This window comes from Micromonospora sp. NPDC023644 (genome assembly GCF_040640115.1).
GTDB lineage: Bacteria > Actinomycetota > Actinomycetes > Mycobacteriales > Micromonosporaceae > Micromonospora.
In genome coordinates this window covers 28932-54304 of record NZ_JBFABA010000009.1, presented here as the reverse complement: position 1 = coordinate 54304, position 25373 = coordinate 28932, and the positions used below count along the sequence as shown (strand labels likewise).

18 protein-coding genes are annotated in these 25373 nt (G+C 74.6%); 7 read left to right on the top strand and 11 right to left on the bottom strand.

Annotation, left to right across the window (positions count from 1 at the left end; genetic code table 11):
• Positions 1 to 59: 59 nt before the first annotated feature.
• Positions 60 to 578, bottom strand: a complete 519-nt coding sequence (locus AB0G08_RS09895; protein WP_357867876.1) for an acyl-CoA thioesterase — start codon at positions 576 to 578, stop codon at positions 60 to 62.
• 23 nt (positions 579 to 601) lie between these two features.
• Between AB0G08_RS09895 and AB0G08_RS09890 the strand changes: the two genes are divergently transcribed.
• On the top strand, positions 602 to 1264 hold the full coding sequence (locus AB0G08_RS09890; protein ID WP_358085711.1) for a hypothetical protein: 663 nt from the start codon (positions 602 to 604) through the stop codon (positions 1262 to 1264).
• A gap of 133 nt (positions 1265 to 1397) precedes the next feature.
• Here AB0G08_RS09890 and AB0G08_RS09885 read toward each other — a convergent pair whose 3' ends face one another.
• A complete protein-coding gene (locus AB0G08_RS09885) occupies positions 1398 to 2561 on the bottom strand; it encodes an acyl-CoA dehydrogenase family protein (RefSeq protein WP_357867882.1) in 1164 nt (387 codons plus the stop codon).
• Positions 2562 to 2810: 249 nt separating this feature from the next.
• On the opposite strand from AB0G08_RS09885, the gene AB0G08_RS09880 reads away from it, so the two are divergent.
• Positions 2811 to 4238 (top strand): UDP-glucose/GDP-mannose dehydrogenase family protein, encoded by a 1428-nt coding sequence (locus AB0G08_RS09880; protein WP_358085708.1) that lies wholly within the window; start codon positions 2811 to 2813, stop codon positions 4236 to 4238.
• A gap of 162 nt (positions 4239 to 4400) precedes the next feature.
• Positions 4401 to 9323, top strand: a complete 4923-nt coding sequence (locus AB0G08_RS09875) for a permease (RefSeq protein WP_358085704.1) — start codon at positions 4401 to 4403, stop codon at positions 9321 to 9323.
• Between the two features lie 1053 nt (positions 9324 to 10376).
• Here the strand turns inward: AB0G08_RS09875 and purE are convergent.
• From purE to mca, 6 genes are all read right to left on the bottom strand, one after another.
• Positions 10377 to 10868, bottom strand: a complete 492-nt coding sequence (gene purE / locus AB0G08_RS09870) for a 5-(carboxyamino)imidazole ribonucleotide mutase (protein ID WP_311414331.1) — start codon at positions 10866 to 10868, stop codon at positions 10377 to 10379.
• A 109-nt stretch (positions 10869 to 10977) separates the two neighbouring features.
• Complete coding sequence (locus tag AB0G08_RS09865; RefSeq protein ID WP_358085701.1) at positions 10978 to 12159, bottom strand: 5-(carboxyamino)imidazole ribonucleotide synthase; 1182 nt, start codon at positions 12157 to 12159, stop codon at positions 10978 to 10980.
• Between the two features lie 77 nt (positions 12160 to 12236).
• Entirely contained in the window at positions 12237 to 14231 is a 1995-nt protein-coding gene (locus AB0G08_RS09860; RefSeq protein ID WP_358085698.1) for a thioredoxin domain-containing protein, read from the bottom strand.
• A gap of 75 nt (positions 14232 to 14306) precedes the next feature.
• Positions 14307 to 16775 carry a bifunctional diguanylate cyclase/phosphodiesterase gene (locus AB0G08_RS09855; RefSeq protein WP_358085934.1) on the bottom strand — a complete coding sequence of 823 codons (2469 nt, stop codon included), beginning with the start codon at positions 16773 to 16775 and terminating at the stop codon, positions 14307 to 14309.
• A gap of 242 nt (positions 16776 to 17017) precedes the next feature.
• Positions 17018 to 17311 (bottom strand): hypothetical protein, encoded by a 294-nt coding sequence (locus AB0G08_RS09850; protein ID WP_358085696.1) that lies wholly within the window; start codon positions 17309 to 17311, stop codon positions 17018 to 17020.
• Positions 17312 to 17359: 48 nt separating this feature from the next.
• Positions 17360 to 18241 (bottom strand): mycothiol conjugate amidase Mca, encoded by an 882-nt coding sequence (mca, locus tag AB0G08_RS09845; RefSeq protein ID WP_358085694.1) that lies wholly within the window; start codon positions 18239 to 18241, stop codon positions 17360 to 17362.
• Positions 18242 to 18433: 192 nt separating this feature from the next.
• Here mca and AB0G08_RS09840 point away from each other — a divergent pair, with 192 nt between their 5' ends.
• Both AB0G08_RS09840 and greA read left to right on the top strand, forming a co-directional pair.
• Positions 18434 to 18868, top strand: coding sequence for a DUF4307 domain-containing protein (locus AB0G08_RS09840; RefSeq protein WP_358085692.1), 435 nt, complete (start codon positions 18434 to 18436; stop codon positions 18866 to 18868).
• A gap of 155 nt (positions 18869 to 19023) precedes the next feature.
• Positions 19024 to 19521, top strand: coding sequence for a transcription elongation factor GreA (gene greA / locus AB0G08_RS09835; RefSeq protein WP_358085689.1), 498 nt, complete (start codon positions 19024 to 19026; stop codon positions 19519 to 19521).
• Positions 19522 to 19661: 140 nt separating this feature from the next.
• Here greA and ilvA read toward each other — a convergent pair whose 3' ends face one another.
• The 3 genes from ilvA to AB0G08_RS09820 are packed head-to-tail and all read right to left on the bottom strand — an operon-like array spanning position 19662 to position 23487.
• Entirely contained in the window at positions 19662 to 20882 is a 1221-nt protein-coding gene (gene ilvA / locus AB0G08_RS09830) for a threonine ammonia-lyase (protein WP_358085686.1), read from the bottom strand.
• Positions 20883 to 20931: 49 nt separating this feature from the next.
• Positions 20932 to 22329 (bottom strand): amidase, encoded by a 1398-nt coding sequence (locus tag AB0G08_RS09825; protein ID WP_358085683.1) that lies wholly within the window; start codon positions 22327 to 22329, stop codon positions 20932 to 20934.
• Positions 22330 to 22344: 15 nt separating this feature from the next.
• Positions 22345 to 23487, bottom strand: a complete 1143-nt coding sequence (locus tag AB0G08_RS09820) for a cystathionine gamma-synthase (protein ID WP_358085680.1) — start codon at positions 23485 to 23487, stop codon at positions 22345 to 22347.
• 130 nt (positions 23488 to 23617) lie between these two features.
• Between AB0G08_RS09820 and AB0G08_RS09815 the strand changes: the two genes are divergently transcribed.
• Both AB0G08_RS09815 and msrA read left to right on the top strand, forming a co-directional pair.
• Complete coding sequence (locus AB0G08_RS09815; RefSeq protein WP_358085677.1) at positions 23618 to 24028, top strand: HIT family protein; 411 nt, start codon at positions 23618 to 23620, stop codon at positions 24026 to 24028.
• Positions 24029 to 24526: 498 nt separating this feature from the next.
• Complete coding sequence (gene msrA, locus AB0G08_RS09810) at positions 24527 to 25189, top strand: peptide-methionine (S)-S-oxide reductase MsrA (protein ID WP_358085675.1); 663 nt, start codon at positions 24527 to 24529, stop codon at positions 25187 to 25189.
• Positions 25190 to 25373: the final 184 nt, after the last annotated feature.

Here is a 25373-nt window from a genome sequence, read left to right as displayed (position 1 = left end):
CCTGTGTGGGCGAGGCGGGGCGGGGCCCCTTCCTGAGCGGAAGCGCCCTTCCTGACGCCTCAGCCGGCGCGGTGGGCCTGGATGGCCCGCCGCCGGGCCAGCCGGTGGGCGCGGCGGATCTCCGCCTCCCGGAACCGGCGCTCGTCCTCCGGGCTCTCCGGCAGCACCGGCCGGACCACCCGCGGCGCACCGCCGAGGTCGACGCCCACGAAGACCAGGTACGCGGTGGCCACCCGCACCGGCTCGTCCTCGGCCGAGTCCCACCGCTCGGCCACCACCCGGACGCCGACCTCCATCGAGGTCTGCCCCGTCCAGTTCACCTGGGCGTGCGCGTGCAGCAGGTCCCCGACCCGGACCGCCTCGGTGAAGACGATCTCGTCGATGGCCGCGGTGACCGCCGTGCCGCCGCTGTGCCGGGCCGCGGCGGCCCCCGCCACGTCGTCGATGAACTTCATCAGCACCCCGCCGTGCACGGTGCCGTAGAGGTTGACGTCGACCGCGGTCATGATCCGGCTCAGGGTGACCCGGGAGTACGAGGTCGGCTTGCCGGCCGGCGCGGTGGAGGGGTGCTCGGTCATGTCGAAAACGGTACGGTGCGCGGATGCGACATCTCTGGAGCTTCCTCGCGGGGTTGGTGGTGGCGCCCGTCACGTGGGTGCTGGTCACCCTCGGGCAGGACGGGTCGGCGCGCACCGTCGACCGTTGGGTCGAGATCGGCACGTCCAACTCGGCCAATCTCATCGAGCCCGCCGTCTACCTCGCCGTCGGCGGGATCCTGCTCGGCCTGCTCGGCACGCTGCGCACCTCACCGCTCGGCCCGCTCGTGGCCGGGCTGCTGCTCGCCACCCCGTACGTGGGGATGTTCGTCGCGCCCTTCGAGGTGCGGGACCGGATCCCGGACGGCTGGAAGGTCTTCGGCGACCCCCTGCCGCTGCACCTGCCGGTGGAGAACGGCACGCTCTTCCTGATCGGCCTGCTGCTGGTCGTGGCCACCTTCAGCGGCCAGCGCTGGCGGCAGTGGCCCCGCCCGGTCGTCGAGCCGACGCCGGCGCCCGCCGAGGGGCCGGAGCGCAACGACTTCACGCTGACCGACTGGCCCCCAGCCGACTCGAACGACCGGGACACCGCCCCACCGAGCCTCGGCTACCCGGACCCGACGCCGGCCGAGCCGCTGCCGCGCCGCACCGGCGGGGGGTCGCCGTGGTCGGCGCCGCCGCGCGGCACCAACCGGCCCGAGGACGAGGACACGGCCGAGATCCGGTGACGAGCCGGCCGTACGCGGGCCGGGGTGCGGTTCGGCCGCACGACGGGCCACTGCGCGCGGCGGGCGACGACGGGACCGGGATCAGGTGACGATCGCGGGCGGGCCGGACGGACCGGCCCGCCCGCCGAACCACTCAGCCCTTGAGGAGCTGACGGGCCATCACGATGCGCTGCACCTGGTTGGTGCCCTCGTAGATCTGGGTGATCTTGGCGTCCCGCATCATCCGCTCGACCGGGTAGTCCCGGGTGTAGCCGTAGCCGCCGAGCAGCTGCACCGCGTCGGTGGTGATCTCCATGGCCGCGTCCGAGGCGAAGCACTTGGCCGCCGCGCCGAAGTAGGTCAGGTCGGCGTCGCCCCGCTCGGACTTTCCGGCCGCGGCGTACGTCAGCTGCCGGGCCGCCTCCAGCTTCATGCCCATGTCGGCGAGCATGAACTGGACGCCCTGGAACTCGGCGACCGCCTTGCCGAACTGCTTGCGCTCCTGGACGTAGCCCTTGGCGTAGTCGAGCGCGCCCTGGGCGATGCCGACGGCCTGCGCGGCGATGGTGACCCGGGTGTGGTCCAGGGTCTTCATCGCGGTGCCGAAGCCGGTGCCCTCGGCGCCGATCATGCGGTCCGCGGGGATCCGGACGTTGTCCAGGTAGACCTCGCGGGTCGGCGAGCCCTTGACGCCGAGCTTCTTCTCCGGGGCGCCGAAGCTGACCCCGGCGTCGGACTTCTCGACCACGAAGGCGGAGATGCCCCGCGACCGGGCCGACGGGTCGGTCACCGCGAAGACGGTGTAGAACTCCGAGACCCCGGCGTTGGTGATCCAGCGCTTCACGCCGTTGAGCACCCAGTGATCGCCGTCACGCACCGCGCGGGTGGTCATCGACGCCGCGTCACTGCCGGCCTCCGGCTCGGAGAGGCAGTACGAGAACATCGCGTCGCCCGCCGCCACCGGGGTCAGGTAGCGCCGCTTCAGCTCCTCGGAGCCGGCCAGCAGCAGCGGCATCGTGCCGAGCTTGTTGACCGCCGGGATCAGCGAGGACGAGGCGCAGGCCCGCGCCACCTCCTCGATCACGATGGCCGTGGCCAGGGCGTCCGCGCCCGCGCCGCCGTACTCGACGGGGACGTGCGGGGCGTGGAAGTCGGCGGCCCGCAGCGCGTCGTAGGACGCCTTCGGGAACTCGCCGGTCTCATCCGCCTCAGCGGCGTGCGGCGCCACCTTGGCCGCACAGACCTCACGGACCGCCTCCCGGATCGCCTCGTGCTCCTCGGGCAACCGGTAGACGTCGAACGACTGCTCTGCGGCCATGTCGGCCCCTCCCCTTCACCGCTATCATGCGCAGTCTGTAGCGTCTCCTGACCGCCGACGGCGCAGACTGAAGGATAGCGACAGAGTTCAGCTCATGTTACCGCCGCGTAGCCTCACCCGTGACGGAGCGCCGACGCCGCCCGGCGATGATGGAACAGACAGACGTTAGAGTCCCTCCGGTGCCCGCCCAGGCGCCGCAGCAGAACGCGACGCGACGACGCGACGCCAGCGCGAGCGGAGAAGACAGGCGTGACGATCCCGTACCCGAACACCCAGCCGATGCCCGCCATCGCCGCGGTGACGCCCCCCTCCGGCGCACAGCGACCGCGGGTGACCTTCCTGGGCACCGGCTATCTCGGTGCGACCTACGCCATCTGCTACGCGGAACTCGGCTACGAGGTCCTCGGCTTCGACGTCGACGACGACAAGATCGCCATGCTGAACGCCGGCGAGGTGCCGATCCACGAGCCCGGCCTCGACGAGCTGCTCAAGCGCAACCTGGCGGCCGGGCGGCTGCGGTTCAGCACCGACATCGCCGAGGTCGCCGAGTTCGGTGACGTGCACTTCATCTGCGTCGGCACTCCCCAGCGCGCCGACGGGATGGGCGCCGACCTGTCGTACGTCGAGGCGTCGGTCACCAGCCTGGCCCAGCACCTGACCCGCAAGGCGCTGATCGTCGGCAAGTCGACCGTGCCGGTCGGCACCGCCGAGTGGGTCGAGCAGCTGGTCAGCAAGCACACCCCCGCCGACCTGGGGGTCGAGGTGGCGTGGAGCCCGGAGTTCCTCCAGGAGGGCTTCGCCGTCGACGACGTGCTGCGACCCAACCGGATCGTCGTCGGCGTCAAGAGCGAGTGGGCCAACGGCATGCTCTACGCCGCCCACAAGGGCGTCTTCGACCTGGCCGCCACGGAGGACCGCGAGGTGCCCCTGGTGGTCACCGACTTCGCCACCGCCGAGCTGGTCAAGGTCGCCGCGAACGCCTTCCTCGCCACCAAGATCTCCTTTATCAACGCGATGGCCGAGGTCTGCGAGGCCTCCGGCGGTGACGTGACGCACCTCGCCCGGGCCATCGGCTTCGACCCGCGCATCGGCAACCGGTTCCTCCAGGCCGGGCTCGGCTTCGGCGGCGCCTGCCTGCCCAAGGACATCCGCGCGTTCCAGGCCCGCGCGCAGGAGCTGGGCGCCGGGGAGGCGCTGCGCTTCCTGCACGAGGTCGACCTGATCAACCTGCGCCGCCGGACCCGGGTGGTCCAGCTCGCCGCCGAGCTGCTCGGCCGCCGCTCCGGGCCCGCCGGGCCGGATCTCTCCGGCACGCGCGTGGCCGTGCTCGGCGCGACCTTCAAGCCCAACACCGACGACGTACGCGACGCGCCCGCGCTCTCCGTCGCCTCGCTGCTGCGCAAGGCCGGCGCCGACGTGCACGTCTACGACCCGCAGGGCATGGAGCGGGCCCGCGCGGTCGCGCCCGAGCTGGTCTACGAGCCCGGCATCAACGAGGCCGTCACCGGCGCGGACCTGGTCTGCGTGCTCACCGAGTGGGCCGACTTCCGCAACGCCGACCCGGTCGCCCTCGGCGAGCTGGCCGCCGGCCGCAAGGTGGTCGACGGCCGCAACTGCCTGGACTCGGCACTGTGGACGCAGGCCGGTTGGGAGTACCGCGGCATGGGCCGCCCCTGACGATCGCCGACCGACGGCCGGTCGCGGAGCACGCTCCGCGACCGGCCGTTCGCCGTCCGCGCGGACGATCTTTGCCCCGGACCCGCCGACAACTGTCGAAATCCGCGCCCACATTGGGCATGCTGCCAAGGTGGTAGTCCACAGTGCGGGTGGAGGGGTGTCGTGGCGACCTTTGAGTGCTCCTCGTGCGGCCGGGAGATCAAACCGGCTGTCAGCTGCCCACACTGCGGTGCGCACCAGCCACAGTGGGTCGAGCACCTGGCGGAGATCGAGCGGTCCATCGCGGAGATGAAGGCCCGCGAGGCCGCCATCGCCAGCGAGCAACGGCAGATCGCCGCCAAGATGCAGGCCGCGCTCTTCCAGCGGGACATCCTCGCCCACGCCGGTGAGGAACGTCTCAAGCAGGCCGCCCGCCCCCGCCGGGTGCTGCGCCGCCGCCCGGGTCGCCGACCGCCCACGGCCGCCACCGGCGCCCCGCCCCGGGTGCCCCGGCAGGGCGCCCCGGCCGGCCCGGACGACCCGCCCCCTCCCCCGCCCCCGTCGTCGACCGCCACCTGGCTCGACGCCGACGACCCGGAGCACCCGCCGGAGGCGTCCTCCCGGGAGGTGCAGAACATTCCCCTCGGGCTCGGCGCGCTGCTGCTCGGGGTCGCCGCCGTGGTCTTCGCCGCGGTGGCCACCAGCTCGATGGACGCGCTGGCCCGGCTGGGCGTCCTGCTGCTCGCGACCGTGCTGATGCTGCTCGCCCCGCCGGTGCTGGCCCGGCGCGGGCTCACCTCGACCGCCGAGACCATCTCCGCGGTCGGCCTGCTCCTGGTGCCCCTCGCCGGCTACGCGCTGTGGGCGGTGGACCGGATCGGCAGCGGCGGCGCCTCGGGCGCGGTCTTCGCCGGGATCATCTTCGCCGTCACCGCCGGCGTCTCCTTCGGCTACGCGGGCTGGACAGGGCTGCGCGCCCCCCGGTTCGCCACCGTGCTGGCCGCCCAGCCGGTGCTGCCGCTGCTGGCGTACGACCGGATCACCGGCCCGGGCGGCTGGGCGCTGGTGCTGACCGTGGTGGCCCTGCTCGACCTCTGGCTGGCGCGTTCGACGGTCACCGTGGAGCGGCCGGTCCGCCGGGACCTGCCCGAGCCCTCGGCCCCGCCCGCCGGAGCCCCGGCCGCGCCCCGGCAGCGCCGCGCCGACGGCCGGCCGGAGGGGGCACCCGAGGAGGCCGGCGAGGTGCTCGACGGCGGGCTGCCGGCGCAGGAACGCGCCCCGGCCACCCGGCCGGTGCCGTGGCTGCGCGAGCTGACCTGGGTGCTGCACGGGGTGGCGGTCGCCCTCGCCCTCGCGTACGCCGTGTCTGCCCTGCTCCGCGCGAGCACCGTGCCGGCCGCCACCGGGGCCGGGCTGGCACTGCTGCTGGCCGCCGCGGTGGGGCTGGCCGGGACGCTGGTGCTGCGCCGCCCGCCGCTGCCCGACCTCGGCGCCGGGATCTTCACCCTCGCCGTCATCGGCGCGCTGAGCCGGATCGCCTCGGTGGCCTTCCCCGGGCGGGCGCTGCTGCTGATCGCGGCGGTCATCACGCTCACCGGGCTGGCCGTCCGGGCGGTGCCGGAGGCGGCCCGACGCGGGCCGCAGCTCGCCTCGGCGGTGGCGCTCACGGTCAGCGGAGTGGTGGTCGCCGGGGGTGCCCTGCGGGCCGGGGTCGCCCCCGTCCGGGCCGCGCTGCCCGCCTGGGCGGCCGACCTGGACCGCTACCCGGCGGAGCTGGCGGCGGCCGCGGGCCCGGCCGCCTGGCAGCTCGCCGCCAGCGCCTTCCTGCTGACCGTCGCCGCGGTGCTGGCCCTGCCGCCGGAGATCCGCCGGGAGTTCGCCGTGGTCGGCGCGGCGCTGACCGCGCTCGCCGTACCGGCGTCGTTCGGCCTCGGGTGGGCGGTGGCGCCCTGGCCGATGGTGCTGACGGCGGTCGGCATCGGGGTGGTCGGGCTCTCCGCCCGCACCGAACGCGCGGCCCTGGCGCACGCGGCGGCCGCCGCCGGCGTCGGCCTGTTCGGCGCCGGCGCGGGACTGGCCCGGCCGGCGTTGACCACCGCGGTCCTGCTCACCCTGTTCGCCGCCGGGGTCCTGGTCGCCGTGGCGCCCCGGATGCGACTCGCCCCGGCGGCGGCCGACACGGTCTCGGCGTGGGCCGCCGGGGGCGCGGCGTTCGCGCTGCCGGGCGCGGTGGCCGCCTTCGTCGCCGCCACCGTGCCCGCCGACCCCACGCCCACCCCGGCGAGCCTGCGCGAGGTCACCGTCCCGGTGCTCGCGGCCAGCTTCCTGGCGGTCTGCGTCACCCTCGGCTACGCCGCCATCGTGCAGGTCTCCCAGCGCCGCATCCCGACGCCGCTGGCGGTGGGCACCGCCCTCGGCGCGGTCACGGTCACCGCCGCCGCGTTCGGGGCCCCGGGGGCCACCGCCGCCGACGCCTGGGTCGGCGGCCTGCTGCTCGTCGCCGCCGCGATGGTGGTGTTCGCCGGCCCCATCGACGCCGGCCGACGCTCCGACCTCACCCTGGACGGCTCCGACCTGGCCGCCGCGGCGGTGACCGCCGCCCTGATCGCCACCCTGGCCCGGATCGCGGCCGTCCTCGCCCCCGGCGGGCAGCTCGCCGTCGCCGCCGCGCTGGTGCTGCTGGTGGCCGTGGCCGCGCGGGCGATGCCGGAGGAGTGGCGCCGCGGGCCGATCGTCGGCCTCGCCGTCGGCGGCGTGCTGATCGGGCTGCTCGCCGGCTGGAGCGCGCTGCGGGGCGGGCTGGGGGTGCTCGCCACCCCGGGCCCGATCTGGGCCGGGGACCTGACCGGTTGGCCGGCCGGCCCGACCGGCGGATCGACGTGGCAGGCCCCGGTCGCGCTGGCCCTGCTCGGCGTCGCCGCCGCGGTCCTGCTGCCGCCACCGTGGAAGTACGACGTGTCGGGCGCGGCGGCCGTGCTCGCCACGATCGGCGCGCCGGCCGCGTTCGACCTGGCGTGGTGGTCGCCCGTCCTGGTCGGCGGGATGGTCGCCACCGTCTTCGGGGCTGCCGCCGTGGCCGCCGTCGACCCCCGCGCCGGCCTGTCCCGGGCGGTCGTGGCCGGTGTCGTCGCCCTGCACGCCGCCGGTGCGGGACTGGTCCGGCCGTGGACCACCGCGCTGGCGCTGGGCAGCATCGCGCTGATCGGCGTCGTGGTGGCGGGGCTGGCGCGGTCGCTGGCCGTACCGCTGGTGGATGACGTCGAGACCGAGGGGATGCCGCCGCACCTGGCCCAGATCGGGGGTGCCGCGGCCGGCGCCGCCCTGCTCGCGTTCCCCGGCGCCGTCGCGGCGCTGGCGGCCGAGTTCGAGCACGCGCCGGAGGTGGTGCTCACCGCCGCGCTGGCCGCGTCGAGCCTGGGCCTGGCCGCGGTTGCCGCCGTCCGGCGGCGGATCCCGCAGTACCTGCCCTGGACGAGCGCGGCGGTGGCCGGCGGCGCCACGGTGAGCGCCCTGGCGGCCGTCCCCGCCGGCCAGCCCGTCGGTGTCTACGCCGCCGCCGCGGCCCTGCTCGGGGTGCTCGCCGAGCTGGTCCGGGGCGCGACCGAACCGCCGGTCGGCGCGGCCCAGCCGGTGCGGCGCTGGGCGGTGCTGCTCGACGGCGCGCTGCGGCGGCTGCCCGACGACGGGACGCAGCGCCGCTGGCGGGTCAGCCCCGCCGCCGGTGCGCTCGCCGCCGCCGCGCTGCCCACCGCGCTGGCGCTGGTGTCGATCGCGCCGTCCCTGGTGGTCGCCCTGGTCGATCCGCACCGCAGCCTCGCCCGGGTCTGGCAGGGGCCACCACCGGAGCTGCTCACCCCGCCACCCGACGCGGTCGACCCGACCCACGTGCTGACCGCGCTGCTGCTCACCGCGACCGCCGCGCTGGCCGCCACCGGCTTCAGCGGCGGGCGACGCTCCCGCGCGGTGCCGGTGGTGCTGCCCGGTGCCGCCGTGACCCTGCTGATCACCCCGGTGTCGCTGGGCAACGGCTGGCCGGCGAGCACCCTGGCGGCGCTGGCCGTGTTCACCATCTCGATGCTCGGCCTGGCGCTCACCCCGCCCCCGCCGCTGGCCGAGCGGGCCCGCTCGCTGCGCCTGACCCGGGTGCTCGTCTTCGCCATCGGGCTGGCCGCCGGGAGCGCGGGCCTGGTGGGCAGCCTGGCGACCCGGGAGCTGACCCTGTTCACCCTCGGTGGCGCGGTCGGCGTCGGCACGGTGGCCGCGCTCTTCGGCATCACCCAGCGGGCGCGCATCCTCGGCTGGCTGTTCGCCTCGCTGATGGCGCAGCTCTTCGTGCTCACCGCCGGCCTGGTTGCCGGCCTCGCGGCCGTCTGGTCCGCGTTCGGTGTGCTGGCCGTCGGCGCGGCCCTGCAGGTGTTCGCCGCGACCCTGCCCCGGCTGCGTCGCCCGGAGGCCCAGCGGGAGGCGGCCACGGTCGAGTGGAGCGGGTACGCCGCCGCCCTCATCGCCCTGGCGCTGGCCTTCGACTCGCCCCGGCACATCGCCGCCCTGCTGGCCGGCTGGGGCGCGGTCCTCGGCGTGGCGGCCACCCGACCCGGCCGCCGGCCAGTGGAGCGGCGCATCCTGTTCTGGGCGGTCGTGGTCTGCGAGATCGCCGCCTGGTGGATCCTGATGCGGGTCGCCGACGTGGCGCTGCCGGAGGCCTACACGCTGCCCTTCGCGGCGCTCGCCCTGCTCGTCGGCGTGCTGGAGCTGCGGCACCGGCCCGACCTGAGCAGCTGGGTCGCGTACGGGCCCGCGCTGGTCGCCGCGTTCGTGCCCACCCTGGCGATCGTGCTGGCCACCGACTCCAGCACGCTGCGCCAGGTGCTGCTGCTGCTCGGCGCGGTGGCCGTCCTCGTCTTCGGATCGATGAGCCAACAGCAGGCACCGGTGATCGTCGGCGCGGCCGTGACCGCGATCGCGGCGGTGCACGCGCTGTTCAGCCTCGGGCCGTGGCTGGCCCTGATCCCCGTCGGCATCCTGCTGCTGGCACTCGGCGCGAGCAACGAGCGCCGGCGCCGCGCCCAGGAACGCCTCCAGACGGCCCTGCGCGGAATGCGCTGAGGCCGGCGGGTCCAGCCCGCGGCTGCCGCCGTGGGCGGGCCCGCTGCGCCCTGCGGCAGCCGGCCGTTCGGGCCCGGTTCCTCCCGCCGACGCCGGCCGGCCGAGCCTGAATCGTCCCGCAGTCGCGGCCGGCAGCGCTCGGACCGTCCCGGTCCGGGTTCGACGCCCGCAGACGCCCTCCGACGCCGACGGACGCCGACGGATGCCCACGGACGCCGGCCGTCCGGGGTCCGGGGTCCGGGCCGCAGCGGATCGCCTCACCGGCAGAGCCGTAGGCGTCCGCGACGGACGCGGTGACGGCTGGGGAAGGTCGCGCCGCTGCACGCGAGTTGCGCCGCTGCACCGCGAGTCATGGCGCACCCGCCGCCCGCTTCAGTCAGCCGGCATCCCGCGCGACCGGCTCCGGGCTGGCCCCGGCGGTCGCTGGCCGCCCCGATCGCCGTTCCGGCCGCCGAGCCAGGAGCCACAGAGCGTGAATTCCCGGCCGGGACGGCCATCAGCCCCTCGGCCCCTTTGCTCTGCAGCCATATACGCAACAGTCGCTCTACGTCACCGATGCTTGCGGCCTCAACCATCGGCGCCAGGGCAAAACCCTAGCCCAGAAGGCCGGTGCGTGGATGGCTGCAGAGCAAAGGGGCCGAGAGGGCACTGTTGTCACGAGCCCTCGCCGTAACCCTGGGTAACACGAGCGCTCGTCACTGACAGCGACGATCCTCGGGGTCTGCCCCACCCCTCCGCCGCCGCCTCTCCCCCGCGCGGAAGTACCGGCCATCGGAAAAAACCGACGGGTGGAGGCCACAAGAGGGGGATCGACAACAGGCGGAGGGGCCATCTAACGGGCGCACCGAAGACGACGCGGACCGGAGATGCCAGAGAACCGAAGACGCCAGCGGGCCGAAGACGAAGCGGCCCCAAGACCAGCGGGCCGAAAACGCAGCGGACCGAAGATGCCAGCGGCCCGAAGGCGCAGCAGATCGGACGGGGCCGATCTGCAGGGGCCAGACCGAAGGTGGGGGGAGGGAGGAAGCGGGGCGGAGACGGCGGGCCGAGGGATCAGGCGAGGGAGGCGCGCAGGGCGGCGTCCTTCTCGGCGACCAGCTGCTCCAGGTCGGCCTGGTAGGCCGACATGCGGTCGAGCAGGGCGCGGTCGGCGGCGGCCAGGATCCGGACGGCGAGCAGCCCCGCGTTGCGGGCGTTGCCGATCGACACGGTGGCCACCGGCACGCCGGCCGGCATCTGCACGATGGAGAGCAGCGAGTCCATCCCGTCGAGGTGCTTCAACGGCACCGGAACGCCGATCACTGGCAGCGGGGTGACCGAGGCGACCATTCCGGGCAGGGCGGCGGCGCCACCCGCCCCGGCGATGATGACCTTCAGGCCCCGGTCGGCTGCGGCGCGTCCGTAGTCGATCATCTTGATCGGGGTACGGTGCGCCGAGACGACCTCGACCTCGTACGGCACCTCGAACTCGTCCAGCACCTCCGCGGCGGCCTTCATCGTCGGCCAGTCCGAGTCGCTGCCCATGATCAGCCCAACGACGCTCACTGCGGTCCGCCTCTCGTTCGCGACTGCGGGGCTCGCAAGCTCACTCCTCGCGCTCACCCCGTGTGCCTTTCGTTCGCGACTGCGGGGCTCGCAAGCTCACTCCTCGCGCTCACTGGTGCCCCTCGCGCAGCCAGCGGGCGGCCCGCGCGGCCCGCGTCCGTACGTCGTCCAGGTCGTCGCCGAGCACCGTGACGTGCCCGATCTTGCGGCCCGGCCGCACCTGCTTGCCGTAGAGGTGCACCTTCGCGCCCGGCTCGGCGGCGAAGAGATGGTGCAGCCGCTCGTCGATCGACATCCCGCCCGGCGCGCCACCGAGCACGTTCGCCATCACCACCACGGGAGCGGTCAGCGAGGTGTCCCCCATCGGGTAGTCAAGCACCGCCCGAAGGTGCTGCTCGAACTGCGACGTGCGGGCGCCCTCGATGGTCCAGTGCCCCGAGTTGTGCGGCCGCATCGCCAGCTCGTTCACCACGATCCGGCTGCCCCCGGGCGCGGCCTGGTCGGCGACCTCGAACAGTTCCACGGCGAGCAGGCCGACCACGCCGAGCGCGGTGGCCAGGTCGATGGCGAGCTGCTGGGCGGCGACCGCCAGCTCCTCCGGCAGGTCGGGCGCGGGGGCGAGCACCTCGACGCAGATGCCGTCGCGCTGCACCGTCTCGACCACCGGGTACGCGGCGACCTGCCCGAACGGCGAGCGGGCCACCTGAACGGCGAGTTCCCGGCGCAGTGGCACCCGCTCCTCGACGATCAGCCGGGTGCCGCCGGCCAGCAGGGTCGTGGCCAGCTCCTCGGCCTGCGCCGCGTCGTCGACCAGCCAGACGCCCCGGCCGTCGTACCCGCCGCGGGCCGCCTTGAGCACCACCGGCCAGCCGGTGTCGTCGCCGAACGCCACCAGGTCGGCGGGCTCGGCGACGGGTCGCCACGCCGGGTTCGGTGCGCCCAGCTCGCCGAGCCGCTCCCGCATGGCCCGCTTGTCCTGGGCGTGCAGCAGCGCGTCGGCCGGCGGGAAGAGCTTCACGCCCTCGGCGGCCAGCGTGCGGATGTGCTCGGTGGGGACGTGCTCGTGGTCGAAGGTGACCACGTCGCAGGCCTTGGCGAAGGTGCGCAGCGCGGCGAGGTCGGTGTGGTCGCCGTACTGGACGTCGGCGGCGACCAGCGCGGCGCCGTCGTCGGGGGCCAGCGCGAGCACGCGCAGCGACTGGCCGAGGGCGATCGCGGACTGGTGGGTCATCCGGGCCAGCTGGCCACCGCCCACCATGCCGACAACGGGCAGACCGGTACGGGAATCCATAGCCGCGCCAGCCTATCGGGGCGCCCCGCCACCTGCGCCGCCGGATGGCCGATCGCACACGGCCGCCGCCGTGCGGCTCAGCGCCGGGCGAGCTGGCCGACCAGGTCGTCCACCGTCGTCACCGGGCGCTCGCAGACGAAACCCCGGCAGGCGTACGCGGTGGGCCGCCCGTCGACCATCGGCCGGTCGGCGAGCAGCGGCACGCCGGGCTGCCCCGGGCGGCCGGCCACGATCACCGCGCCGGGCGGGGCGTGCCGGTGTGCCGCCGCGACCAGCGGGTCCCCGGTCGGCTCGTCGGTGACCACCGCGATCTCGTACGGCCCGGAGAGCAGCGCCTCGCCGACGGTCGCCGCGTAGCCGGTGAAGCGGGCGTGCCGGCCGACGATCGGCGCCACGGTCGACAGCGCCGCCTCGGCGGCCTCCCGGTAGCGGGTCTCGCCGGTCAGCGCCGCGTACGCGACCAGCGCCGCGACGATCGCGGAGCGCCCGGACGGGGTGGCGTTGTCGGTGGGGTCGGCGGGCCGGGTGACCAGCCGCTCGGCGTCGTCGGCGGTGTCGTAGAACCCGCCGCCGGGGGCGGCGAACCGCTCCAGCGCGACGTCGAGCAGCCGGCCGGCCAGTGTCAGCCAGCGCCCCTCCCCGGTGAGCTGGTGCAGCGCGCAGAACGCCTCGGCCACGCAGCCGTGGTCCTCCAGCACGCCGGCCGGCTCGCCGACGACGCCGGCCCGGGAGACCCGGCGCAGCCGTCCGTCGACGATGTGCCGGTCGGCGAGCACCTCGCCGATCCGGACGGCCGCGGCGGCGGTGACCGGGTCGCCGGTGAGCGCGCCGTGCTCGACCAGCGCGGTGACCGCGAGCCCGTTCCAGGCGGCGACCACCTTGTCGTCGCGGGCCGGTTGGGGCCGGGTGTCGCGTACCTCGCGCAGCCGGGCCCGGATCCGCTCCCAGCGGGCGGCCACGTCCGGGGCGACGTCGTCGACGTCCCGGGCCAGCCGCAGGACGCTGGTGCCGTGCTCGAAGGAGCCCTCCTCGGTGACCGCGAACAGGTCGGCGGCGAAGCGGCCGTCGTCCTCCCCCAGCGCCTCGACGAGCTGGGCCGGCGTCCAGGAGTAGGTGAGCCCCTCGACGCCCTCGGTGTCGGCGTCCAGCGCGGAGGCGAGCCCGCCCTCGGGGGTGCCCAGGTCGTCGATCATGAAGGCCGCGGTCTCGGCGGCGACCCGGGCCGCCAGCGGGTCGCCGGTCAGCCGCCAGAGCTGGGTGTACGTCCGCAGCAGCAGCGCGTTGTCGTAGAGCATCTTCTCGAAGTGCGGCACGGTCCAGTGCCCGTCGACGGAGTAGCGGGCGAAGCCGCCGGCGAGCTGGTCGTAGATGCCGCCCCGGGCCATCGCCTCGCAGGTGTGCCGGGTGATCTCCAGGCTCCGCTGCGAGCCGGTGCGCTGGTGGTGCCGGAGCAGGAAGAGCAGGTTCATGTGCGGCGGGAACTTCGGCGCGCCGCCGAACCCGCCGTTCGTGGCGTCGTACTCCTCGGCGAGCTGGTCGGCCGCGGCGTCGAGCAACGCGGTGTCCAGCGGCGCGGTGGGCCCGCCCACGGCCTGCGCGCCGCCGATCGCCTCGACCACGGCGGCGCCCTGGCTGATCACGGCGTCGCGCTGGTCCCGCCAGGCGGCGGCGACCGACTGGAGCAGCCGGACGAAGTTCGCCCGGGGGAAGTAGGTGCCGCAGAAGAACGGGGTGCCGTCGGGCGTGGCGAAGACGGTCATCGGCCAGCCGCCCTGCCCGGTCATCGCCTGCGTGGCGGTCATGTAGACGGCGTCGACGTCGGGGCGCTCCTCGCGGTCCACCTTGATGGCGACGAAGTCGTCGTTGACCAGGGCGCCGACCTGCTCGTGCTCGAACGACTCGTGGGCCATGACGTGGCACCAGTGGCAGGCGGCGTAGCCGACCGAGATGAGCACCGGCACGTCCCGCCGTTTCGCCTCGGCGAACGCCTCCTCGCACCACGGCCACCAGTCGACCGGGTTGTCGGCGTGCTGGAGCAGGTACGGGCTCGTGGCGTCAGCGAGTCGGTTCACCCGACGACCATAACCACCCGGGGACGCGCCCGCCCGCGCTCCGGCGGGCGGATGCCTGCCCTCGTCGGGGGTGGGTCAGGAGGCGCCGTCGGCGCGCAGCGGCAGGACGTTGGGGCGGGCCTCGTCGAGGAGGGTGCCCAGCACCGCGCCGATCTTGTCGGCCGGCATCGGCTTGAAGAAGTGGTAGCCCTGGGCGGCGGTGCAGCCCAGCTCGGCCAGCGCCAGGCGCTGCTCGGCGGTCTCCACGCCCTCCGCGACCACCCGCAGCCCCAGCTCGTGGGCGAGGCCGACGGTGGTACGCACGATCGCCGCCGCCTCCGGGGAGTCGGCCATCCGGATCACGAAGGAACGGTCCACCTTGAGCTCGTCCACCGCGATCCGGGTGAGGAACGTCAGCGAGGAGAAGCCCGTGCCGAAGTCGTCGACCGCGAGCTGCACGCCCATCGACCGCAGGGTGGCGAGCACCTCGTCGATGATCTCCAGCTCGCTCATCACCACCGTCTCGGTGATCTCCAGGACCAGCCGGTCCGGCGGCACCTGGTGCCGGCGCAGGGCGTCGGCGATCTCGGTGGGCAGGCGGGGGTCGAGCAGGCTGCGCGCCGACAGGTTGACCGAGATCGGCACGTCGAGCCCGTCCCTGGCCCAGCCGGCGGCGACGGCGAGCGCCTTGTCCAGCACGTAGCGGGTGAAGGTGCCGAGCTGCTCGCTGTTCTCCACCGGGCGGATGAAGTCGTGCGGCCCGAGCCAGCCCCGGCGCGGGTGCCGCCAGCGGATCAGCGCCTCCACCCCGGTCGGGGCGCCGGTGGTCAGGTCGACGGCCGGCTGCAACGCCAGCACGAGCTGGTCGTCGGTCTTGAGCGCCTCGCGCAGCTCGGCCAGCAGGGCCAGCTGGTCGGTGCTCGCGGCGTCCCGGGTGGAGTCGTACGCGGCGACGCTGCCGCCGCCCTCCTTGGCCTGGTACATGGCGATGTCGGCCCGGCGCAGCAGCTCGGTCAGGTCGGCGGTGCCGGCGTCGGCGACCACCACCCCGACGGAGACCTCGACGGACATCCGCACCCCGGCCACCTCGGTCGGCGCGGCGAGCCGCTCGGCGATCTCGCGGGCCTGCCGCAGCGCGTACGCCATCGGGGCGGCCCGGTCGCCGATCACCGGCACCGACGTCAGCAGCAGGGCGAACTCGTCGCCGCCGAGGCGGGCGAGCAGGTCCCCGGGTCGGGCGAGGGTGCCCAGCCGGTTGGCGGTCAACCGCAGCAGCTGGTCGCCGGCGGCGTGCCCGAGGGTGTCGTTGACCTCCTTGAACTGGTCGATGTCGAGCAGCAGCAGCGCCACCGGGTGGTCGTGGGCGAGCTGGCGCAGCGCCTGGTCGCCCTTGCTGAGCATGGCCGACCGGTTCACCAGCCCGGTGAGCTGGTCGTGCACCGCCTCGTACGACGAGCGGGCGGTGACCAGTCGCAGCTCCCGGTGGGTCGCGGCGTCGTGCAGCGCGGCGGCGAGAGCGTCGCCGAAGGCGGCCACGGCGTCGCGTTCCCGGGCGTTGGGGGGCGCGCAGCGCGGGAACCGGACCCGCAGCTCGCCCACCCGGGCGGCACCCACGGTGAGGGTGCGCACCAGCTCGTGGTCCTCCGGCTCGGTCCCGCCGGGCGGTGCGACCTCCCGGTCGACCAGCTGGCCGCCCGGGTCGCCCCGGTAGCGTCGCCACCGGCCGTCGCCCCGGGCCACGTCGACGTCGACGAGTTCGGCGTTGAAGAGGGTCAGCGCGCCGGTCACCGCGGCCGTGGCGACGCCCCGCTCGTCGAGCTGGTTGAGCGCGGCGGTGGCCTCGGCGAAGGCCCGCCAGGTGCGGCGCTCCTGGTCGGCGCGGAGCCGGTGCCGGTAGGTCTGCTGGAGCAGCCAGAGCGGCGGCGGGAGCAGCAGCAGCCAGCGCGCGTCGAGCTCCAGCAGCGCCACCACGACCAGGCCGACGGCCACGTTTCCGACGAACATCAGCAGCTTGCCCCGCAGCGCGGCGAGCAGCGGCGGCGCGACGGGAATGCCGTGCCGCAGCGCCAGGGTGGCGCCGCCGAGCCAGGCGGTGGCCAGCAGGTAGGTGACCGAGCCCGCGAGCACGGCCAGGGCGAGCGCCGGGGTCGGCGTCGCCAGCAGCGGCTCACCGAGCAGGGTGGTGACCGAGACGGCCAGGGCGGTGGCGGCGGTCAGCGAAGCCGTGATCCGGACGACCTCCAGCACCGGCCGCCGGTCGCCGAGCAGCGACATGGCCGACCAGGCGAGGGCGGCGCCGAGGAGCGCGGCGGTGGGGAGCCAGCCGGGGGGCGTCAGGTAGAGGCAGATGATCAGCGCCGCCTCGCCCCAGGTGATGCTCACCATCCCGGCGGCGGTGCGGAACCGCAGCCGGGCCAGCTGGGCGACGGCGAACACGCCGACGGCGAGGCCGAACCGGGCCGGCCCGCCGAGCGGGTCGTCGGCGGGGAGGCGGGTCGGCGCGGTCCACCCCAGCCCGGCGGCGATCAATGCGGTGAGCGCGACGGCGGCGGTGAGCAGGAGCAGCCGCGCGGGGGTGCCGCGGGCTCCGAGCCGGTCGGTCGACTCGCCGGCCCTGCCGGAGGTCACCGGGCCGCTCCGCCGGCGGGCCGCTCGCCGGTACGACGGGCGGCCGCTGGTGTGGTGGTCATCGGCGCCCCCTCCCGCGCACGGCTCGGGAACTCTTGGTCCCCCCGGCGAGAGGCTAAGGCAAACCCGGTGGCCGCAACAGGGGGCGACCACCGGGTTCGACGTGAATCATGGACGGCCTAGCCGTTGCGACGCTGCTGGCGCCCGGTGGGAGCGGCGGAGGATGAATCCTGCGCCTGCGCGCCTTCTGTCGGATCGACGACTGCCGCGTCCGCCCGGTCGGGGGTCACCGACGGGCCCTGCTGGGGAAACCGGTCGGGCAGCCGACGCAGCCGGGAGTTCATGTTGCGGATCAGCAGGACGGTGGCGGCGGCCAGAACGAGGATGAGGAAGAGGCCCATCGGCCCGGCCAGGCCACCCGTGCGGGTGTCCCCGAAGTTGTTCTGGGCGAGCACCTGTGCAGCGGTCAGCATGGCGTTCCTCCGGTGTGCGGTTGGTGACCAGGGTAGCCGGGCGCCGGATCAGCGGGCATGGACCGTCTCGCGCACCCCGGCGAAGAGGTCCGACTCGGGCAGCGGGCTGTCGACCAGCGAGCGGACCAGCTCGAAGTCCTCCGTCGGCCACGCCTGCTTCTGCATCTCCATCGGCACCTGGAACCAGAAGCCGTCCGGGTCGATCTGGGTGGCGTGGGCACGCAGCGCGTCGTCGCGGACCGGGAAGTAGTCGGCGCACTCGACCCGGGTCGTGATGCGGGGACCCTTGTCGGGGCGGTCCTCCCAGCGCTTGATCCACTCTTCGTAGGGCGAGTTCAGGCCGGCGGCGAGCAGCCCCTCGTGCAGCGCCATGATCTTGCCCTTGGAGAAGCCGATGTCGTAGTAGAGCTTGAGCGGCTGCCACGGCTCGCCCAGCTCCGGATAGCGCTCCGGGTCCCCGGCGGCCTCGAACGCGGCCACGCTGATCTTGTGGGTCATGATGTGGTCGGGGTGCGGGTAGCCGCCCTCCTCGTCGTACGTCGTGACGACGTGCGGACGGAACTCGCGGATCAGCCGCACCAGCGGGCCGGCCGCCACCTCGACGTCCTGGAGGGCGAAGCAGCCCTCGGGCAGCGGCGGGAGCGGATCGCCCTCGGGCAGCCCGGAGTCGACGAAGCCGAGCCACGCCTGCTCGACGCCGAGGATCGCCCGCGCGGCGTCCATCTCCGCCCGGCGGACCTCGGCGATGTTGGCCCAGACGTCCGGCCGGTCCATCTTCGGATTGAGCACGCTGCCGCGCTCGCCGCCGGTGCACGTGACCACCAGGACGTCCACGCCCTCGGCGACGTACTTCGCCATGGTCGCGGCGCCCTTGCTCGACTCGTCGTCGGGATGTGCGTGGACGGCCATCAGTCGCAGTCGCTCTGCCAACGTCGGCGCTCCTCGTCTCTGCCGGCCGGCGGACCCCCCGCAGGACCGCCCGGCTGACCTGCCGGAATCCTCCCCCCGCGCCGGGACCTGCCGGTGCCGACCTGTCATATTTGACGACGGGACGGGCTGGGAAGATGGAACTCTGCCATTCTTGCCGATGCCGCCGACAACGACGCCAGGAGATACCCGCCGGTGACCGAGACGCACGCCACACTTCCGCCGGGCGCGCCGGCCTTCCCGCCGGGCCGGTACGGCCGCCGCCGGGAGCCCGGGCGCCGCCGGCCGCTGTTGACGGCGTTGCTGGTGGTCGCCCTGGTCGCGGTCATGACCCTGGTCGCGGTGCGGCTCTACCGGCAGTACGGCGACCCGAACTACGACGCCAAGGTGATCACCTACACCGGGATCACCGACAGTCAGGTGCTCGTCGACTTCCGGGTCACCGTGCCGGAGGGCCGCTCGGCGGTCTGCCTGCTGCGCGCCCGGGACCGCGACGGCGCCGAGGTCGGCCGGGAAGAGGTGACCGTGACCGCCCGGCCCGGCCAGCGGCAGGTGACCACGCAGCACCGGCTGGCCACCACCGCCCGGCCCTTCATCGGCGAGGTGGTGCGCTGCCGGCCCCCCGGCTGAGCAGGCACGACGCGGGCCGGACGCACCGGCGCGGGCCCCGCCGGCCGCCTCGGAGCCGGCGGCACCGCCGGTGTTCGAGCGCACCCTGTGTCGTACGGCACTGGTAACTTGGAAGTTCACCTGTCAGCCAGCACGCACGAACGAGGAGAACGCCTGTGTCCACTGGAAACGAGGCGCCCGCCACCTGGCTGTCCCAGGACGCATTCGACCGGCTCCAGGCCGAGCTCGACGAGCTGATCGCCAACCGGCCGGTCATCGCCGCCGAGATCAACGCCCGGCGCGAGGAGGGCGACCTGCGGGAGAACGGTGGCTACCACGCCGCCCGCGAGGAGCAGGGCAAGGCCGAGGGGCGCATCCTCTACCTCAAGGAGCTGCTCCGCACCGCCAAGGTGGGCGGCGCCCAGGCCGCCGACGCGGTGTCGCCCGGCATGGTCGTGACGATCTACTTCGACGACGACAAGGACGACACCGAGACCTTCCTGCTCGGCTCCCGGGAGATCGCGTCGACCACCGAGCTGACGGTCTACAGCCCGGAGTCGGCGCTGGGCAAGGCGATCCTGGGCGGTCGGGCCGGCCAGACCTGCACCTACACCGCCCCCAGCGGGGCCGACATCAAGGTGACCGTGGTCAGCTTCGAGCCGTTCTCCGGCTGAGCCTCCGCCGCCCGCCCGGGTTGGACCGGTCGGGCGCACCGCCGCCCCGGGGGTGACCCGGACGGCACGGCCGCCCGGGCACCCACCCGGCGGGGCGGCGACGACGAGCGACCCGGCGAGGCGTGGCACCGTTCCCGGTGTCACGCCTCGCCGGCGAAGACCACCTGGTAGCCGCTGGCCCGTAACGCGCTGATCAGCGTGTCGGAGTGCTCGACCCCCCGGGTCTCCACCGACAGGGCCACCTCCACCTCGCCCAGGCGCAGGTGCGGATTGGCCCGTTGGTGCTCCACGTCCACCACGTTCGCCCGGTGCTCGGCGATCTCGCCGAGCAAGGACGCGAGCTGGCCCGGGCGGTCCGAGCAGCGCACGGTCACCCGCAGGTAGCGCCCGGCGGCGGCGAGGCCGTGCTCGATCACCCGGAGCATCAGCAGCGGGTCGATGTTGCCGCCCGAGAGCACCGCCACCACCGGCGCCTCCACCTCGACGAGGCCCGCCAGCAGCGCGGCCACGCCCACCGCGCCGGCCGGCTCGACCACCTGCTTGCCCCGCTCGAGCAGCATCAGCAGCGCGCGGGAGATGTCCTCCTCGGAGACCGTGACGATCTCGTCCACCAGCTTGCGGACGTGGGTGAAGGTGAGCTCCCCCGGCCGGCCGACGGCGATGCCGTCCGCGATGGTGCCGAACGCCGGCAGTCGCACCGGCTCGCCGGCCGCCAGGGAGGGCGGGAAGGCCGCGGCGCCGGCTGCCTGCACCCCGATGACGCGTACGTCGGGCCGCAGCGCTTTGGCCACCACCGCCATGCCGGAGACCAGGCCGCCGCCGCCGACCCCGGTGATGATCGTCCTGACCTCGGGACACTGTTCGAGGATCTCCAGGGCCACCGTGCCCTGCCCGGCGATGACGTCCCGGTGGTCGAACGGGTGGATCAGCGTCGCCCCGGTCCGCTCGGCGTAGGTCTGCGCCGCGACCAGGGACTCGTCGACGGTGTTGCCGACCAGCTCGACCTGCGCGCCGTACCCCTTGGTGGCGGCCACCTTCGGCAGGGGCGCGTTCACCGGCATGAAGACCGTGGCGTGCGTGCCGACGAGGCCGGCGGCGAGCGCCACCCCCTGGGCGTGGTTGCCGGCGCTCGCCGCGACCACGCCGTCGGCCCGCTCCGCCTCCGACAGCCGGGAGATCCGCACGTACGCGCCACGCACCTTGTACGAGCCGGCGCGTTGCAGGTTCTCGCACTTGAGCCACGTCGGCCCGCCCAGCGCCGCGCTGAGCGGCCGGGAGGGCTCCAGCGGGGTGGTGCGGACGACGCCGGCGAGCAGTTCCCGCGCGGCCCGTACGTCGTCGAGACCGACCAGTTCCGTCATGCCCTGATCGTGCCACCCGCCACCCGCGCCGGCGCGCGCACGCCACCTGTCAGACGGCGGCGGGGATGCGGGGGTAGCCGGGGGCGTGGCGGGACCAGGGGGCCTGCATCTCGAACTGGCCGGCGACGCCGAGCAGCAGCAGCTCGCTGCCGGGCGGCCCGACCAGCTGCACGCCGACCGGCAGCCCGTCCGGGCGGCGGCCGACCGGCACCACCAGGGCGGGCAGGCCGGCGATGTTCCAGGGCGCGGCGAACGGGGCGTACCGGATGTTGGCCAGCATGTTGGCCCGCCAGGACCGGCCGGCCCAGCCGGTGGCCTCCGGCGGCACGGTCGCCAGCGCCGGCGTGAGCAGCAGGTCGACCGAGTGGTCGGCGAAGAAGCCGATCGAGCGCTCACGCCAGGCGGCCCGGTCCGCCTCGCGGACGTACCCGCGCCGCTGCGCCCACTCGCCGAGGGCGACGTGCCGGCGGCTGCGCCGCTGGAGGCCGCGCCGGTCCAACCCGGCGGCGCGGACGTCGGCGGCCGCCGCGGCCAACCAGGTGGCGATGCCCTGCAGGCCCACCGCCGTCGGGTAGACCGGATCGGCCGGCACGGTGTCGTGGCCCGCGGCCGCGAGCAGCCGGCCGGCGGCGGCGACCGCGTCGCGGTTGGGCGCGTCGGCGTGCACGCCCCGCACCGGCGAGCGGAGCGAGACGCCCACCCGCAGCCGCTGCGGCGGCACCAGCTTGTCCGGGCGGCGGCCGGCCAGCACCGAGAAGCCGACGGCCGCGTCGGCGACCGTGCTGGTCAGCATGCCGTGCTCGGTGAGCCCGAACCAGTCGTCCGCGCCGAGCTGGCAGGGGACCACGCCCCGGCCCGGCTTGAGCCCGACCAGGCCGCAGCAGGCCGCCGGGATGCGGATCGAGCCGAGGCCGTCGTTGGCGTGGGCGATCGGCACCAGACCGGCGGCGACGGCGGCGGCCGCGCCGCCGGACGAGCCACCGGGGGTACGCCGGGTGTCCCAGGGGTTGCGGGTCACGGCCGTCTCGTCGTCGGTGCTGCCCCACAGGCCGAGCTCCGGCATCCGGGTCACCCCGAGGATCACCGCCCCGGCGCCGCGCAGCCGGCGGACCACCTCGTGGTCGGCCTCGGCCACGCCGCTGCGTACCGCGGCCGACCCGTTCCAGGTGGGCAGGCCGGCGACGGCGGTGTTCTCCTTGACCGCCACCGGCACCCCCGCCAACGGCAGGTTGGCCAGGTCCTCCTGCTCGTCGACCTTCTCCGCCTCGGTGATCGCCTCCCCGCCGCGTACCGCGCGGAACGCGGCGAGGTCGGCGTCGACCCGGGCGATGTGGTCCAGGTGGTCCGCGACGACCTGGGTGGCCGTGACGTCGCCCCGGCGTACGCCTCTGGCGATCTGCTTGGCGGTCGCCCCCACCCAGGTCGGCATGATGTCCTGCACGGCCACCCTCCCTGCCAGCGGTCAGCCCAGCGCCTGCTCCAGATCGGCGAGCAGGTCGTCGACCGTCTCGATGCCGACAGACAGTCGCACGAGATCGCCGGGAACTTCAAGCGGCGAGCCGGCAGCACTTGCGTGTGTCATCCGGCCCGGGTGCTCGATCAGGGATTCCACGCCGCCGAGCGACTCGGCGAGAATGAAGAGCTCGGTCCGGTTGCAGATGTCGACGGCGTGCTCCTCGCCGCCGGCGGCCCGGAACGAGATCATGCCGCCGAACCGGCGCATCTGCTTCGCGGCCACCTCGTGGCCCGGGTGCGCGGGCAGCCCCGGGTAGATGACCTGACCGACCTTGGCGTGCCCGTCCAGGTACGCCGCGATCCGCTCGGCGTTGTCGCAGTGCCGGTCCATGCGTACGCCCAGGGTCTTGATGCCGCGCAGGGTGAGCCACGCGTCGAAGGGGCCGTTGATCGCGCCCATCGCGTTCTGGTGGTAGCGCAGTTCCTCGCCGAGTCCGGCGTCCGCCGCGATCAGCGCGCCGCCGACCACGTCGGAGTGGCCGCCGATGTACTTGGTGGTGGAGTGCACCACCACGTCCGCGCCGTGCGCGATCGGCTGCTGCAGGTACGGCGAGGCGAACGTGTTGTCGACGACCAGCAGGGCGCCCGCGTCGTGCGCGACGCCGGCCAGCGCGGCGATGTCGGCGATGCCGAGCAGCGGGTTCGTGGGGGTCTCCACCCAGACGATGCGGGTCCGGCCCGGCTCGACGGCGGCCCGGACCGCGTCGGGGTCGGAGACCTTCGCCGGGGTGAAGTCCAGCCCCCAGCGCTCGGCCACCCGGGCGAAGAGCCGGTACGTGCCGCCGTACGCGTCGTCGGGGATCACCACGTGGTCGCCCGGCTTGCAGACGGTACGCAGCAGGGTGTCCTCGGCGGCCAGGCCGCTGGCGAAGGCGAGCCCGACCGGGCCGCCCTCCAGCGCGGCGAGGCACTCCTGAAGTGCGTCGCGGGTCGGGTTGCCGGAGCGGCTGTACTCGTAGCCCAGCCGGGGCGCGCCGACGGCGTCCTGGGCGTAGGTGCTGGTCTGGTAGATCGGAGGGATCACCGCGCCGGTGCGGGCCTCTGGGTCCTGGCCGGCGTGGATGGCGAGCGTGTCGAAGCCGTGACTCATCCCGTGAGGCTAATGCCCCGTCCCGAGGGCTGGAACGGAACGGTGGTGCCGTACCCGCGCGCGGCAGGCCGGCGCGGTGGTCGGGCCGGGCGGCCCGCCCCCGTCGTGGGGTCCGGCATAGCCTGGACGGGTGAGCGGGTGCGTGTTCTGCGGGATCGTGGCGGGCGAGGTCCCCGCCTTCCGGGTCGTCGACGAGCCCGACGGGGTGGCGTTCCTGGACACCCGGCCGGTCTTCAAGGGACACGTGCTGGTGGTGCCACGCACCCACCTGGTCAGCCTCGCCGATTTGCCCGCCGAGGCGCTGGCCGGCTACTTCGGCCTGGTGCGGCGGCTGGCGGTGGCGGTGGAGGCCGGCACGGGGGCCGGCGGGACGTTCGTGGCGATGAACAACAAGGTGTCCCAGTCCGTCCCGCACCTGCACACCCACGTGGTGCCGCGGACGAAGGGCGACGGCCTGCGCGGCTTCTTCTGGCCCCGTACCCGCTACGCCGACGACGCCGAGGGCGAGGCCTACGCCGCCCGCATCACCGTGGCGCTCTGACGGACCGCGGCGCACCCAGCGGCCCGCTGGCCCCGGCACTCCAGCGGCCGACGCACTCCCGGCGGGCGCGGCCGTGCCCTGCCCGCGTCGCCTCCTGAAGGTCCCCCACGCCACCGAGAGTGACGATGACACTCCCCTACGTTCTGTGACGGCCGCGCGCGGCGGCCACAGTGTCACTTTTCCCCTTTGCTCTGCATCCACATCCGCACCACGGCTCTGACCTGCGGCGACACGCTATGGGGATGCGAGCGCAGCGAAGTCCGCCGACACTGGCGGTAACCGGTGCGCATGAGGATGCAGAGCAAAGCGCGCGAAGGGGGGGTCCGGCCCCGCCGGCAGTCGGCATCACTCAAAGTAGCGACGCCGCAACCCGCGCGGCGCCTTGTGTGGCGCCTCGCGCCGGTTTCGGCGGCGGCCCGCCTGAGTGTGGGCGGAGCGGGTAAGGAAGGTGAGTCCGGCGGTGTTGCACGCTGGGAGAGGTACGAGAGGAGTCCCACCGTGTTCCTGCGCCGCATGAAGGCCGAGCTGCCCACCACCGATCAGGCCCTGCCGGGTCGCCTGATCGCGATGCCGATCGCGGATCGGCACGAGGTGCTGGGCACCCCGCTCAAGGGCCCCTTCCCTGAGGGCTCGCAGGTGGCCGTGTTCGGCATGGGCTGTTTCTGGGGCGCCGAGCGGCTGTTCTGGACCCTGCCGGGCGTGATCACCACGTCCGCCGGCTACGCGGGCGGCATCACGCCGAACCCGACGTACGAGGAGGTGTGCTCGGGCATGACGGGGCACGCCGAGGTGGTCCAGGTGGTCTACGACCCCACCACGATCAGCTACGAGGACCTGCTGAAGGTCTTCTGGGAGAACCACGACCCGACCCAGGGCATGCGCCAGGGCAACGACGTGGGCACCCAGTACCGCTCGACGATCTACGTGACCACGGACGAGCAGTTCGCCACCGCGCAGGCGTCGCGGGACGCGTTCGCGCCGATCGTGGCGCGGGCCGGCAAGGGCGAGATCACCACCGAGATCGAGCGGCTCGGCGACTACTACTTCGCCGAGGACCACCACCAGCAGTACCTGGCGCCCACGAAGAACCCGAACGGGTACTGCAACCACGGCCCGAACGGGCTGAGCTGCCCGGTGGGCGTCGCCCGCACCTCGGGCTGAGCCCAGCGGCACACCACGGAGGCCGGCACGGCGTCAGCCGCGCCGGCCTCCGCACTCTCCCGGAACAGAGCGGCCTCCGCAAAACCGGAACAGAGCGGCCCCGCACTCCGGAAACCGAGCGGCCTCCGCACCACCGGAACCGAGCGGCTCCGCGCTACCGGAACTGAGCGGTCGATCACATCTG